Raw genomic sequence first — 13938 nt, 5'->3', positions numbered from 1 at the left:
TCAGCTCCGGCGAACCAGCATGGCTTGGGCAGGATCGTAGACGTAGTCGGTGATGCTCCGGTCTTGGATGCGCTTGACCGCCTCGACAATCACAGGAAGCGGAACCAAGAACCACTCGCGGGGTTTCACGGGGTTGCCAAAACGATCCTCAATCGTCAGATCCAACCTCACGTCTTGGAACTGGTAGCGACCAGTAGGAGAGCGAGTGAGATAGCTTGGTAATCGCATCCGAGTTGTGCCCCGATTTGTGCCCCAAGCCGTCGTTCTAGAGCCCAAAAAATGCTGTTTCAAAACAAGCACTTATTCGGTATTGGCGGAGAGAGTGGGATCGGATCACCACCGATCTAACCGATTCTCTACGTTGCAGAAAGCCTCTTCGGCAGGTTTCCTTTCAATGTTTCCTCGATCATAGCGGCCCGGCTCGACTGCATCCAGCACTTCGGACTGCACCTGACGCGCAACTCAAGCCCTCAGCTGGCTGGCCCCGCCCCCAGGTCGAAAGCGGTCAACTTGTGGAACGGGAATGGCAACAAAAAACGGATAGGGACGGACCCGGCTGCCCTGAAGGAAGGGGAACCGTGACACGCATCCCGCTTCTTGGACGTCGGCCATAGCGTTCATGCCGTGGAAACGAAACTGTCAAAGCGCACATCTAGGGTCCGGTGGATCAGTCAGCAGATGCTGGAGTAATGGGTGAGCCAAGCGCACGGACTGCACGCACCGCACGGCGACTCCCCCATCAGAGCAGCGCAATACGTGCGCATGTCGACCGAGCATCAGCGCTACTCCACGGAGAACCAGGCCTCAGCCATCGCGGATTACGCCAAGGCGCACGGCATAGAGATCGTCCGAACCTACGAGGACGCCGGCAAGAGCGGCTTGACCCTTAAAGGGCGGCCTGGGCTTCGCACCCTTCTAGATGATGTCCAAGGGCCCGGCCTGGACTTCGAGGTCATCCTTGTCTACGACGTCAGCCGGTGGGGCCGCTTTCCCGATCCCGATGAGGCGGCCAGCTACGTCCACGCCTGCAAAAGGCGGGGTGTAGCCATCGTCTACTGCGCAGAACCCTTCCAAAACGATGGGTCCCTGCCTTCCGCCATCATGATCGGCCTCAAACGAGGCATGGCGGCCGAATACAGCCGGGAACTCTCAGTAAAGGTGTTCCGCGGGGCTTGCAATATCGTCCAACACGGCTTCCGCCAGGGCGGGACGGCCGGCTATGGCCTCCGGCGGCAGCTCCTGGACGAACAGCGCAACCCGAAAGAGCTCGTGACCCGTGGGCAGCAAAAGAGCATTCAGACCGACCGGGTGGTTCTCGTCCCAGGGCCACTTGATGAGCGTCACGTTGTTCAGCGCATCTACGACCTGTTTCTCAAAGGCAGCCCCGAACGGGTCATCGCTGCGGTCCTCAATCGAGAGAGCATCGCGTCTGAAACCGGCCGTCCATGGTCACGTGGGGTGGTCCACCAGATCCTGACCAACGAAAAGTACATTGGCAACAACGTCTACAACCGGACCTCTTTCAAGCTGAAAGCCCAGCACGTTAAGAATCCCCCAGAGGAGTGGGTGCGAAAAGCTGACGCCTTCGAAGCCATCGTTCCGCTTCAACAGTTCCTTCAGGTCAGGCAGATCATTGCCGAGCGCTCCCACCACTACGGCGATGACCAGCTTCTGTCCATGCTGCGGCAGCTGCTTTCCAAGCACGGTGCCCTTTCCGGCTTGATGATCGACGAAGAAGAGGCTCTCCCCTCCAGCTCAGCCTTCCGCTCCCGCTTCGGCAGCCTTTTGAGGGCATACAAGCTGGTGGGCTACACCCCCGCCCGTGACTACGCCTACCTGGAGATCAACCGTGCCCTGCGGGAGATGCACCCCACCATCGTTCGGCACATGAGCCGGCAGATCCAAGACGCGGGCGGGCATGTCCAGCCGCATGGCAACACCGGCCTGTTGCTGGTCAACGGCGAGTTCACTGCCTCCCTGGTCGTCGCGCCCTGCAAGCCGACCCCAGCCGGGGCCATGCGCTGGCGAATCCGCTTCGACACTGGGCTCCAGCCAGACGTGACCTTGGTCACAAGGCTCGGTCCCGACAACCGGGTGCCCTACGACTATTACGTATTCCCGTCCCTCGACTTTAGTCAGTCCGAAGAGCCGCGCCTTGCCAACAATGGGCTGTGGCTGGATCTGTATCGAACCGATGACCTCCAAAATTTCTACCACATGGCCGGCCGAGCGCCACTGAAGGAGAGCGCATGAAGAAGTCTCCGCCCTCCAACCACTCAACTTCATCGGAAGTAGTGATGTTGGAAATCGACGATATCGTCATCGCAAACCCGCGCGCCCGCAACGAGCGAGCCCACAAGGCCATTGTTCGGAGCATCGAGCAAGTCGGGCTCAAGCGCCCCATCACCGTCCGCCAGACACCAGGCGGAGCAACCGGCCAACCCTTTGCCCTGGTCTGTGGACAGGGGCGGATGGAAGCGTGCCGACTCCTAGGTCATCGGCAAATCGCGGCTTTCGTCATTGAGGTGGACGAAAGTACCGCGCACATCATGAGCATCGTGGAGAACGTCGCCCGAAGGACGCCCCGTGCTGCCGAGACCCTTGAGCATGTGCGTCTCCTCCGGGAGCGCGGCTACTCGGATTCGCAGGTCGCGGAAAAGCTAGGGTGCTCTCCGTCATGGGTTAACAACGTGACCACGCTGCTCCAGAAGGGAGAGAAGCGACTGCTGGCTGCCGCCGAAGCAGGCCACATTCCTTTGCACCTGGCGGTGGGCATCGCCAGAGCAAGCGACGCGGAGACACAGCAGCTTCTGCAGGACGCCTACGAGAGGGGGGACCTCCGGGGCAAACAGGTGTTTCGTATCCGACAAATTCTGGAACATCGAAGCCGAAGCGGTAAGCAATCCAAGAACGGGTTCGTGAAGAGCGGCCCTCGGAAGCCCATGACTCGAGAGGAGCTCGCCAAGCTGTACAAACGCGACGTGGAGGCCCATCAACGGATCCAGATGAAGTCGGAGTATGTGCAGCAGTCGTTGCTCGTTGCCAGGCAAGTGTTCAAAGAGCTTTATGCAAATGAGGAGTTCATTGCCCTTCTGCAGGCGCAGAAGCTGATGACCGTGCCCCGCCCACTTGCGGACCTTCTACCGGCGAAGGGACCACGTCGATGAGCATTAAAGGAGCTGGACTGCGGCTAGCCTTTGAGAAGAACTGCATCGACGTCGATATCGCTCTGTTGGCGGGCACGGTCTCATTGCCGTCCGGCGCCAAGGCCTCCGTGAAGTATCGCCAGATCCTAAAGTCGATCGAGACCATCGGCATCGTTGAACCCATCATCGTGACGCTGGACCGTGACCATCCAGGCCGGTTTCTTGTCCTAGACGGCCAAATGCGTTTGGAGGCGCTCAAGGACCTGGGGCAGACCAAGGCAATGTGCCTGATTTCGACAGACGACGAGGGCTATACCTACAACAAGCGCGTCAATGGTCTTTCGGTCATCCAAGCCCACAAGATGATCTTGAAGGCCGCGGAAGGCGGCGTATCGGTTGCACAGCTTGCCGAGGCGCTGGACTTGTCTGCCAACACCATAAGAGCAAAGTTCAAGCTTCTGGACGGGATCTGCCCCGAGGCCATCGTGCTATTAGCGGAGAAACCCGCCACGTCCGGCTTATTCAAGGTCCTGCGCCAGATGAAGCCGCTGCGCCAGATCGATGTAGCGCAAACCATGGTCAACCTAAACACCTACTCCACCAGGTTGGCCGTCGCCCTTTTGAGAAACAGCTCCCCTGATCAGTTGATACCGGAGGTTGCGCAACGGAGCGCTGATGCCACACCCAGCGAAGCACTGAAGCGGCTGGAGCAGGAACTGGCGGCATTGCAAGCGGACACGGAGACCCTTCAGGACGGATTCGGCCCTGCGAGCCTCCAACTTGAGATCATTAAAACGCATGTCGGAACAGCTCTTCTGAACAATGCCGCAGTTGTCAGGTGGCTAGCCAAACGCCGACCGGACCATTTGCAGCAACTACAGAAGCTATCCGAGATTAGGCAGCTTCCCAGCTAGCACTCCGCAATAAAACAAGACGTCTGTGCATCCCAGCCAAGCTTCAGATTGGGCATCCGAGCCTTCCGAGAGAGTTTTCTCGCAACGCTCGGCAAGGATTGGCACAGATACTTCCGCCTAAAAATCACAAGTGTGACCTACCGCCCGCCAAATGCTGTTGTGTAGTTGGCGTTTCGCGTTTAGATGAATAGGTCATCTTCATCTAGGAACTGCCAGCATGCCCCAAGAGACCCAACTTCGAATCGCAAGTCATATCGTCAGCGCGCTTGTCTGCCAGAACCGCGCGCGTCCATGGACGGAACGCCTGGAGGACATCCAGGAAGCACTTAACGTCTCGGCTGAGTTGATGCGCCGCTTCCACGGCTCAACTCCGCCGCGCGCCTCCGCATCCCCTCGCCCTAAGACAATGGAAGCAGTTATCCGACGTGATGTAGTGCCATCTTTGGACGAATGGCGCGCCAAGCGAAGCGCCCAGGGCGCCTCGTCCCCCAACCCGGCCAACCGGTCAGCACCGGGACCCCGCAGTCACTAACTGCCACGCCAGGTCATAACGAAAGCGCCCCTTGTTCGGGGCGCTTTGGCTTTCAGTGGAAGCGTGGGGAAGGACGCAAACCGGGCGGACTGACGGGGGAATCAATGGCGTGCAGATTCCTCACGTTTCCTGCCGAGTTGGGTTCACCCTCGGTCAACCCAACACTGGCCAGGGCCTCGCTGCAAGCTTCCAATCTCATCTGGCTCTCGAGAACCGTTGCGTCACATGCCGCCGCCTCCTCCGGCGTGGTGAGATTGCGCGCCTTCTCCAGTTCGGCCGAGCGCTTCTCCAGAGCAACCAGTCGCCGCGTCCTTCTTGCCTTCCACTCGTGCTCAGGCCATGGACAGCCGGGTCGGGGGTGGTTCGTATTGAATTCCTCCCAAGACTGCTCAGCCATGTGCACCAGCCGGATGGCGCGTCGCTCTGCCTGCTGGCGCCGGCTGTAGGCGGAGAGTCGGTGCTTCAGTTGCTTCATCGAGCGCAGCACCTCACGCAGCTTGGTCCACACGGCGCTTGAGTCCACAAAGGCGCTCACTCCTGCTGCCGCGTGCTCGACCACCCTCCGCGTCCACGTCAGAGCCGCCTCGGCGCCGGCGCTGACCAGCTCACGCCACGTCTCGACGATGCCCTGGAGAAGCTCTTGGCTCGTCACGCGCTGTGGCAACGGTGGCTGGTCAGCCGGATCTGAGCCGAACAAGCCATAGTCCCTCGCCTTCGCCAGCATCCTTGGGGACAGCTCCACCTCACCGCCGCCGTTTGCCAGATCGAATCGAAGTCGCTTGCCCTTCCGTGGGCCACTAGGCTGCTCACCATACCCCTCGGCTGCAATCCCTTGGCCTTGGAACCACGCCTCCTTGTCGAACTCTCTCGCGATCCGTTCAAATCCATGGAGGTTATCCAATGCAATTTGCTCGTTGATCTCCCCCCGCCCAGACTCCAAGCCTCGCCGCAACATGGCGGCGGCGCTCTTCCCCAAATGACGGGTGGGCTGGCGCGAGAGAACCGCTGCTGCCGCAAAGTCACCTCGGGCCAAGGCCTCTTCTGCTTGGACCTTCAAAGTTCGGTGGTCGACTCGAGCGTCAATGCCTGCCGCCTCGAGGTGCGCATTCACACTCGAGGCGACCAGGGCACGCACCCACTCAACCTCCTCCCGACCGGTGGGCCCGCCGTCCAGCTCGCGGGTCTTGTCTGTGAGGCCATCGGGGCCGATGCGACGTGTTGTGGCGAGGATATGGACGTGATGGTTAAGTCCCCCTTTGGATCCAGGGCTGTGGATGCTGGCTTGGGCAGCGAAGCCGTAACGTTCAACAAGTGCGCGAGTCACGTCAGTGGCCAGGCTAGAACGCTGATCTTCGTCCAGCTCATGCGGCAATGCGAACTCGAATTCCCTGGCGACAGTCGAGTCTTTACGCCGCTCTGCCCTCTCGGCTTCTACCCAAAGCTGGTGTGGATCCAAGGCCCACGCGGGCGACCCAACCGGCGCCATGCACCGGGTTTCGACAACGCCATCGCGGCGGCGGTAGTCGTGCCGCTGCCCGGTGCGCTCGTCGGAGAGCAGCAAGCCCGCCCTGTAGGCAGCCGCGGCAATGGACGAATGTCCCTTTGAGCGGCTGATCGTTTTGATGTTCGCGTGATAGATAGCCATATGGCGCTCCAAGAAGTGGATATGCCCGGCTCTTTATGCGCTGGCTTTCTGCTTTGGCAAGCGCGAAGCGATTGGGGTCCAAGGGGCGGCAGCCCTTTGCGCACGCGTTGCCACCGGCAACGCATAGGTGCGCTCTTGCTTCATTCTTTCAAGCTTTGTTTTTCAGATCTTTTCGATTTCGATAGAAGCTCAAATTCACGGACCCGAGAACTTGACGCGAGCCATTTCTTTGGTTGACTCGTATGCACGCAGAGGAGAAAAGCATGACCGAGCCAAACCACTACCACCAGAGAATTCAGAGAGCCACAGAACGATTAGCCCAACTCCAAGCGCGTCAACTGCTAGCAAGCCAGCGTCAGGCAGTGAAAGCGAAGGAAACGCAGCGACGCGAAGAGGCAAAGCGACGCGCTCGGGTGGCCGAACTGGTGTTCCTCGCAGGCGCTGAACCGCTCGAAGACGCGGAACTGGTCGGGGTGTTTCGGCTGCATCTTCAGAACCGAAGCCAGCTTAAACAACCAGCATCGGACATCGGTGCCGCGTGGCTAATGGCCATCTCGTTAGGTAACGAAGCTTCTACTTAAGCTGGCCGGCCTTGCCGAGCCGGCAATTGACTTTTTCAAATCGCCCAATAACTTGAATGCCAACACCGTTTCGACCACACCCCATGAATCATCAAGCTTTGAACCCATTGCGTCGCGGGCCCACAATTGTCATGTGCACTGCAACCCAGGCCGACATCCCTCAGATCAGCCGGCTAACAGCCTCGATCAGTTGCTCCCGAAAGACCCTTGCCAAAAATGGATCCAATGAAAAACGCATTGAATCGTCGTCTTGTGTGGTCAAGTCTAAGGTATAGATGTCCTCTTTGGCATCGAGATCTACAACCTTAACGAAGTCTTTGCTTGGGTTTTTAAGGCCACCTTTCGGAGGACTTGGCAATGGCGTGATGATGTAGGTCCAAATTGCGAGAAGCTTGGGGTCTGATCCTTCTGATTTCTTCGCAAGACTTTCAAGCGCGTCAATATCGGCTGAAACCCCATGCTCCTGCAGAGCGTCGCCCAGGCGCGCAATCAAGTCCAGAGCAAGGGCCTTTGATATTCCAAAAGATGATACGAACCCCTGCTCCGTTTTGAATGTCACGCCAATCGCGTGATGATCCGGCTCGCCGGCCTTCACCATTTTCAATACATCAATCACAAAGGAACGAATCACATTAACAGGGGGAAGTGCTGATGCCGTCACACTCATCTGCGAATCTCCTTCCGGTGTTGATTGCGTGATCGTAGCAGCCAAAGGAATTTCTGAACAAGGCACCACAGATGCGCGACACGATCCGCCCACATTGAAGAGCGGTCCATGCCGCTGCTGCCCGATGACGCTGAGGACTCGGGCAAGCGCAAGCAGACCCGCAGTGAATATATTCTGGCCGATATCAAGCAGGTGTGTGCTGCCGAGCACCGAAGGCCAGGTTGTCCAGGAGTCGGATGTCGAGAAGCGCCAGCGCCTACCTGAATCACTCGGTGACTTGGCGGGCTCCGGGCTCCCTCTAGGACGGATGCGGATGCGGATGCGGATGCGGAAGAGGATGACCACGCCGACATTTGATGCCCTGGGCGTGAGGCTCTAGCTGTCGCTGCCAGATGGGCTGCGCAGCGGAAGGGAATGGACCCATGTGGGAGTATCGCGCCGCTCAGCGGGGGCCTGAGGGCAACCAGCTTGTCGCGCTTGGCAGAGAACGGCTTTGAGAGGACCACCCGGTGCATTGGGGCGCATCTGGCCATTTGGTATCTTGGGCGGTCTTGGCGCCACTTACATTTAGAACCCCATGCCCCGCAAGACGTCGAACAAGCCATCTGCACCGCGGTTAGAGGCCCTCAGCGGACCGAGCCATTCGGGCGCAGCAACCGACAAGGCGCTTCTCAGTGCAGCGACCAAGGAAGCCTATAAGCGCGTCAACCTGCTCCTGAACGCTTATTTCGAGGATTTCAGTGCGGCACAGCAGCGCAAGATCCGCGAAGCAATCGGGGCGAACGCTTCTTCGACGCCGCCCAGACAGGCCAAAGTCCCCAAGGTTCAAAAGGAGGAACTGGCGCCTCGATTCTGGCTGCCCTTCAGTGGTGAGACGTGGTCCGGACGAGGTCGCCCACCCAAAGCGTTCCTCGCTTGGGAAGGAACCGTCGCCCATACCGAGTGGAAGAAGCGACACCCCGGCGAGCGATTCCCGGCGTATCCAGGCTGACTTCTGCGGGAGGGACGTCAATTGTTCTGCTTAGCGCTATTGGGAACATAGCAGCCGCTGCTTAGACCCCCGCGTCGGTGCGAACACGCCCCGTAGTCGGCGCTCTGCTGAGGTAGATCTGGCCGCGGACGCAAGGTGCTTCCCCTCCACCGAAACCACTAGCGGTCATACAGCCCTGAGCAGCTGGGTATCCCTGACATCGAGCTCCACGAAATGAGCGCAGAGGCGTAGACTCCGCTCAAACCCGGCCCTCCCATCCCCACCCCACTGTGGCCACTTACTTGACCACCTACCGACCTTCGCGCTCGGTTGGGCGCATTCAGCATCGAGTCCTGCCGGGATAGAAGACCGGGCAGCCGGTCCCAATGCTCGGCCATGATCCTCGTTAAGGACCAAGCTCATGCCAGACACTGGCCTGTTCTACCTGTTTGAAGTTTGTTGCAGCCCCACGAAGCTCCTTGGGAATGCCTTTCCCGAGGTCGAGTTCGTGCGGGCCCAATGTCACCCTTGCCGAAACATTTTCAAGGCCACCGAGCTGCCGAGCCTAGAAGCCATCGATGGCGGAGGGGCGGCCATTACATGCCCCAAATGCGGAGCAAGACAAGCGATCTCCGGAGCGCGTTTTTCGGAATACATGGAGCGGTTCCCGAGCGGCAACTGCGATACATACAGGGCCAACTCTGGGGACGCGGCCAGCCCGCCTTAAAATTGGCAATTCCATGTGCACTGGGTAGCCGTTGAACAGCCCATCACCAGTCGGGTGGTCTCTCACTGACGGCGTAGCGCATCCCCTCGGTCGATCAAGACGGGCTTGAGCTGACCGAGGCTCCTTAAGGCAAATGGATGACATGCCGCCCACGTCGTCGATTGCCAAAACGACGCCGGCCATACTTGCTGATGCAAGCTCTCAGCCCACCTTCAGGGGCTTCAAAAGGAGCAGCAGGCTGAGCGCGAACATGAAGATCGCCATGATGGTATCGAGGACCCGCCAAGCCTTGGGATTGCGAAACACTGGACGCAGCAATCGGGCGCCAAAGCCTAAGGCGCTGAACCAGGCCGTGCTGGCGCAGCATGCACCCACGGCGAAAGCCCACCGCGTCTCCACCGGGTAGCGAGTCGAAAGGCTCCCCAAGAGAACCATGGTATCCAGGTAGACGTGCGGATTGAGGAAAGTGAACGCGAGGGCGGTCAGCAACACGAGACGCCAATGCTGCTTGGCGGCGTTCGCAGGTGCTAGTTCTCCACCGCCGGTTATAGCCCGTCGAGCTGCCAAAAGCCCATAGATGGCGAGGAAGGCTGCGCCGCCAAAACGCAAAAGCTGTAAGAGCCAAGGCCATTGCTGGACCAACGCGCCGATTCCGGCCACCCCGGCGATGATGAGAACGATGTCGCCCATCATGCAGACCAGGACCACTAGCCCTACGTGCCTTTGTTGAAGCCCCTGCCGCAGGACAAACGCGTTTTGGGCTCCAATGGCGATGATAAGGCCTGCGGCGGCAATGAAGCCTGAGACGGCGGCGGAGAGAAGCATGGCGGTTGTCCGGAAAGGAAGGGCGCATCCTGCACCGCCTGGCAGAGCCAGAAAAGCTAATATTTCAGCGTCCGCAACAGAAATCCTAATGGAGCAAGCCATGGACCTGATCCACCCTCAGCTGGCCGCGTTCTCAGCTGCCTTGGCTGAAGGCAGCTTCGACGCAGCGGCTAAGAAGCTCTCCGTGACGCCCTCTGCGGTATCCCAGCGAATCAAGGCCCTGGAGGATCGACTGGGCCAAGTCCTCTTGGTGCGCCAAGGTCCTTGCCAGCCAACCCCAGCAGGACAGCGCCTGCTGCAGCGCCTTCAACCAATGAAGATTTTGGAGGCGGAGGCTTTGGCCGACCTAAATCCGGAGAAGGCTGGCCCGTTCTTCACCATTGCGGTAGCCATTGCCGTCAATGACGATTCGCTCCAAACCTGGGTGCTGGAAGCCCTATCGGTGCTTCACCAGGCGCACGGCTACCTCTTTGATGTCCGGGTCGACGATCAAGACCACACCCTATCGCTGCTTCGCGACGGCGCCGTGCTCGGTGCGGTCACTTCCCAAGCCAGCGCCTTGAAGGGCTGCAACGTCGTTTCCCTGGGCTCTATGCGTTACCGCCCGATTGCTTCGCCCCAGTTCGTGAAGACTCATTTTCCCCATGGCGTCGACGCCCTGAGTTTGGCCAAGGCGCCGATGCTGATCTTCAACCGGAAAGACGAGCTCCAATGGCGCTTCGTCAGGCGTGTGACGAAAGCGAAGATCAGTCCGCCCGTCCACTACCTGCCCTCCTCCACGGGGTTTGTCGACGCGGCCCGATTAGGTCTTGGATGGTGCTTGGCGCCCGAAGCACTCATCAAGGAGGCGGTCGCGGCAAAGCACGTCGTCATCTTGGATCAAGATCGACAAATCGACGTGCCCCTCTACTGGCAGCACTCTGCGGTGCGCTCTTCAACGCTACATGCGGTCAGCCGAGCGTTTGTCGCAGCGGCAAAAGCCCATATGAACTGAGGTGCAGGGCTCTGGCGGTGATCGATCGAGAGGGTAAATGGGTAATGACCTCCCTATTTTCGGCCTCGGCTCGCCAGTTCAAATGCTGCAGCTAGGCATCGCCTCCCGGTAACCGACGGAACAGGTCGCTCAAACCTAGGAAGCTAACAAAATAGCAATAGATTTATCTGCCATTCAGCTAAAACTAGCCTTTTGTTAGCTCGTTTAGCGTGCCTGAGAGCAATAACAGTACACTAATGACTGATTTTGCACCCGCAAATAACCTTTTAAATCAATAATTTAAGAAGGTAACGGAAATGACGGTAGTTGCGCGCGTTTTTCGGTAGGAACGCAACGCATAGAGCAATGACCAATCGGATAGGTTTTTCCTCAAATCGATTGACGATTTACTTCGATGACTTATTGGTACTTCCATTGAAATCAATGGAAGTGAAGCATGTCCGATACGAATATTCCCGCCGACCCCCGCTTCTCGAATGGCCTCATTGTTTTTGAGGGAGTCAAAGCGGGAGACTTTCATGTCGATAGGGTGACGCTCGGCTGTAGGCAGGCCGCAATCAATTTTCACGAGTGCATCGTTGCTGGCCTCGAAAATGCCGCGAACAAGCGGGCATATAAAAGCGGCTCTCGCAGGCCCCAACCTCTGCCAATGGGTTCACCGGCGAGGCCGCTGGAGACCGAAATCTCCGACTACCTGAGGGATATGGAGCGAAGGAACCTTAACCCAAAGACCGTTGAAGTAACCGCGCGCACGCTCAAATTGCTCGTGCTTACCTGCGGAAACATTTCTGCCGCCCGCATCGACTACAAAGACATCCATAAGATGTGGGAACTGTTGCGCTGGGCTCCGAAGAACGTCACCACCGATCCGCTCCTATCCAAACTCACCTTCGACGAAGTGATTGAAGCTGGAAGAAAGATGGGCACCGAGCCACTTGCCCCAGCCACCCTGGAGCGCCACCGCCGCTTCCTGGTGTCCTTCTTCAGACATCTCGAGGACTCCTTAGCCATCCCCTCATCACCGATGCGAGCGTTTAAGAAGCCGGCCGAGGACGGCATGATGCGGCCCTCGAACCCGGCTCGCTATTTTGAAGATCAAAACCTCCAGGCGATCTTCAACTGGGCGACATTCATTCCATGGGCAACGAAACCACAGCTGTGGTGGGCACCCATGATCGGGCTCTTCACCGGGGCCCGAGTCAACGAAGTATGCCAACTCAAGATCATCGACATAGTAGACCTCGCCGGACAGTGGTGCTTTTCTCTTCAAAAGACTGAGGACGAGGATTTGGCCAAGAACCCTCGCTTGAAGCGGACCAGTCGGCAAAGCATGAAGGGCAAGGGATGCACCCGCATCATCCCCATCGCACAGCCGCTGTTGGACGCTGGAATACTTGACTACGTCGACGACGTGAGAGCGACAGGCCACCATCGTCTATTCCCTCATCTATCTGCTGGGACGAACCGCAAAACCGGTGAGACAAACGCACACTACAGCCAGACTCTGGTTGCTGAGTTCGGTCGATATATGAAGACCTTAGGATTTGGAAGAGGCATCGGATTCCATGCGTTTAGGCACACACTGGTAACCAACTTGAGTGCGAGCGGAGCTTCTCATAGCGACATCGCCTTACTTACAGGTCACGCACCACGACAGATTGACGTAGTGCCTGTTCTCGATAAGTTCTACCAGCACCGCGAAGCGATCGCCCATCTGCGCGGGAAGGCCAGCACACTCGCTCGCTACCAACCTCCGGTGCAACTGCCCTTGTATCAGCGCGGCCAGTTTGGCGATTTGCTAGCTGACCCAAGCAAGTTTCACCCGTGAGCAACGCCTTTTTACGGGTGCCCCTAGTGGGTGAACCTCAGTGGCCCGAATCCGTTTGATGGTTGTTGGCTGCGCTCGGAATGCTGAGCCTACGAGTGGCGCCGTCGCCGGCGAACAGCCAAGATTTGGCCAACCACGGCGGTGATGAGGATCAGGGTGTTGGTGACTACGAAGACCGTGGACCCCATCAGAGCACTGTAGGCGATGAAAAGCACCGAGGCGGTCATCTGACCTACGAAAAGCCACGTCGATACCGCCTCCACCGAGCCGGCCTGCTGCTGCTTGTAGATCTGTCGAGACAGCGTCGCAATCAGCACTGCCGTGGCTGCCCACCCCAGCAAGTCAGCCGGCATCGTCGTCATCGCGCCAGTTCCCGCGACGGCAACAACGTCGCACCCGCTTCGAGCACTTCGCGCTCCAGGGCACGCAGGAAGCCACTGAACCCGTGGGGTGCCCTGGCTGACCGGCGGGCACTTGTGGTAACCACTGGTCGAGCTCGCCAAGCGATCAATGCGCCTGAGCGCTGAAGTGCCTGAACCAGCGCCACATCCTCGCCCGTGACCAGCGGTGGGAAGCCGCCCACCTCCCGATAGGCCGCAGCACTGACACCCATGTTGGCACCGTGGATATGGCGATGGCCTTCGCGCGCATGCTCGCGCCCTGCGAATGCTTGGCGCACGGCAGCCGGGTAATCAAGCCAGTCACGCACCTCCACTACCCCACAAAACGCATCGGCCCCCAAGTTCGCTTGTTTCCAGAGCCAGTCAGACGGGACATGCGTATCGGCGTCAGTGCTGGCTATCCAGCGCGCGCCCAAGCCCAGCGCATGGTTGGCAGCCGCCGCACGTGCCACGCCCACGCACCGTGCCTCAATCGAGATGGCCACGGCACCGTGGTGCAAACACACGTCAGGCGTTTTATCGGTGCAGGCATCCAGTGCCACGACTGCAACTACGGGCTCGCCTCGAAGTCCAGGATGCCTGGCAGCCACGGTGATTGATTCCAGGCAGCGGCCAATGTCTGCTGCCTCGTTGTGGGCCGGCACTATAACTGCGATCACCGCAGGCCCTCCTTGGTCGGTCCGTGCATCGTAAGGTCCTCCGCCCGTA

The 13938-nt window shown here is 58.9% G+C and carries 12 protein-coding genes and 1 pseudogene; 7 read left to right on the top strand and 6 right to left on the bottom strand.

Annotation, left to right across the window (positions count from 1 at the left end; all coding sequences use genetic code 11):
* A pseudogene (locus tag HH110_RS04520) lies at window positions 1-168 on the bottom strand (GIY-YIG nuclease family protein); the annotation flags it as partial.
* A gap of 525 nt (window positions 169-693) precedes the next feature.
* Here HH110_RS04520 and HH110_RS04515 point away from each other — a divergent pair.
* The 3 genes from HH110_RS04515 to HH110_RS04505 are packed head-to-tail and all read left to right on the top strand — an operon-like array spanning window position 694 to window position 4060.
* On the top strand, window positions 694-2253 hold the full coding sequence (locus HH110_RS04515) for a recombinase family protein (RefSeq protein ID WP_342589215.1): 1560 nt from the start codon (window positions 694-696) through the stop codon (window positions 2251-2253).
* Complete coding sequence (locus HH110_RS04510) at window positions 2250-3167, top strand: plasmid partitioning protein RepB C-terminal domain-containing protein (RefSeq protein WP_176988562.1); 918 nt, start codon at window positions 2250-2252, stop codon at window positions 3165-3167. The genes HH110_RS04515 and HH110_RS04510 overlap by 4 nt, the downstream gene beginning before the upstream one ends.
* The gene (locus HH110_RS04505) at window positions 3164-4060 is read left to right on the top strand and encodes a plasmid partitioning protein RepB C-terminal domain-containing protein (RefSeq protein ID WP_176988561.1); all 897 of its coding nucleotides are present in this window, start codon (window positions 3164-3166) and stop codon (window positions 4058-4060) included. Before HH110_RS04510 ends, HH110_RS04505 begins: the two co-directional genes overlap by 4 nt.
* Window positions 4061-4644: 584 nt before the next feature.
* Here HH110_RS04505 and mobQ read toward each other — a convergent pair.
* Window positions 4645-6237, bottom strand: a complete 1593-nt coding sequence (gene mobQ / locus HH110_RS04500) for a MobQ family relaxase (protein WP_176988560.1) — start codon at window positions 6235-6237, stop codon at window positions 4645-4647.
* Between the two features lie 263 nt (window positions 6238-6500).
* Here mobQ and HH110_RS04495 point away from each other — a divergent pair, with 263 nt between their 5' ends.
* Window positions 6501-6818 (top strand): hypothetical protein, encoded by a 318-nt coding sequence (locus HH110_RS04495; RefSeq protein WP_176988559.1) that lies wholly within the window; start codon window positions 6501-6503, stop codon window positions 6816-6818.
* 160 nt (window positions 6819-6978) lie between these two features.
* Here the strand turns inward: HH110_RS04495 and HH110_RS04490 are convergent, their stop codons facing one another.
* On the bottom strand, window positions 6979-7830 hold the full coding sequence (locus HH110_RS04490; protein WP_176988558.1) for a hypothetical protein: 852 nt from the start codon (window positions 7828-7830) through the stop codon (window positions 6979-6981).
* Window positions 7831-8062: 232 nt separating this feature from the next.
* Between HH110_RS04490 and HH110_RS04485 the strand changes: the two genes are divergently transcribed.
* Complete coding sequence (locus HH110_RS04485) at window positions 8063-8476, top strand: H-NS family nucleoid-associated regulatory protein (protein WP_176988557.1); 414 nt, start codon at window positions 8063-8065, stop codon at window positions 8474-8476.
* A 907-nt stretch (window positions 8477-9383) separates the two neighbouring features.
* Here the strand turns inward: HH110_RS04485 and HH110_RS04480 are convergent.
* Window positions 9384-10007 (bottom strand): LysE/ArgO family amino acid transporter, encoded by a 624-nt coding sequence (locus HH110_RS04480; protein ID WP_176988556.1) that lies wholly within the window; start codon window positions 10005-10007, stop codon window positions 9384-9386.
* A gap of 100 nt (window positions 10008-10107) precedes the next feature.
* On the opposite strand from HH110_RS04480, the gene HH110_RS04475 reads away from it, so the two are divergent.
* Window positions 10108-11001 carry a LysR family transcriptional regulator ArgP gene (locus HH110_RS04475; protein ID WP_176988555.1) on the top strand — a complete coding sequence of 298 codons (894 nt, stop codon included), beginning with the start codon at window positions 10108-10110 and terminating at the stop codon, window positions 10999-11001.
* A 436-nt stretch (window positions 11002-11437) separates the two neighbouring features.
* Window positions 11438-12829, top strand: coding sequence for a site-specific integrase (locus HH110_RS04470; RefSeq protein ID WP_176988554.1), 1392 nt, complete (start codon window positions 11438-11440; stop codon window positions 12827-12829).
* 89 nt (window positions 12830-12918) lie between these two features.
* Here HH110_RS04470 and HH110_RS04465 read toward each other — a convergent pair whose 3' ends face one another.
* Complete coding sequence (locus HH110_RS04465; protein WP_176989114.1) at window positions 12919-13182, bottom strand: PQ-loop domain-containing transporter; 264 nt, start codon at window positions 13180-13182, stop codon at window positions 12919-12921.
* A 5-nt stretch (window positions 13183-13187) separates the two neighbouring features.
* Window positions 13188-13889, bottom strand: a complete 702-nt coding sequence (locus HH110_RS04460) for a glycosyltransferase (RefSeq protein ID WP_176988553.1) — start codon at window positions 13887-13889, stop codon at window positions 13188-13190.
* Between the last annotated feature and the right edge of the window lie 49 nt (window positions 13890-13938).

Source organism: Stenotrophomonas sp. SAM-B (genome assembly GCF_013387485.1).
GTDB lineage: Bacteria > Pseudomonadota > Gammaproteobacteria > Xanthomonadales > Xanthomonadaceae > Stenotrophomonas > Stenotrophomonas maltophilia_AA.
The sequence above is the reverse complement of the archived record's forward strand: the minus strand, read 5'-3'. Positions and strand labels throughout refer to the sequence as shown.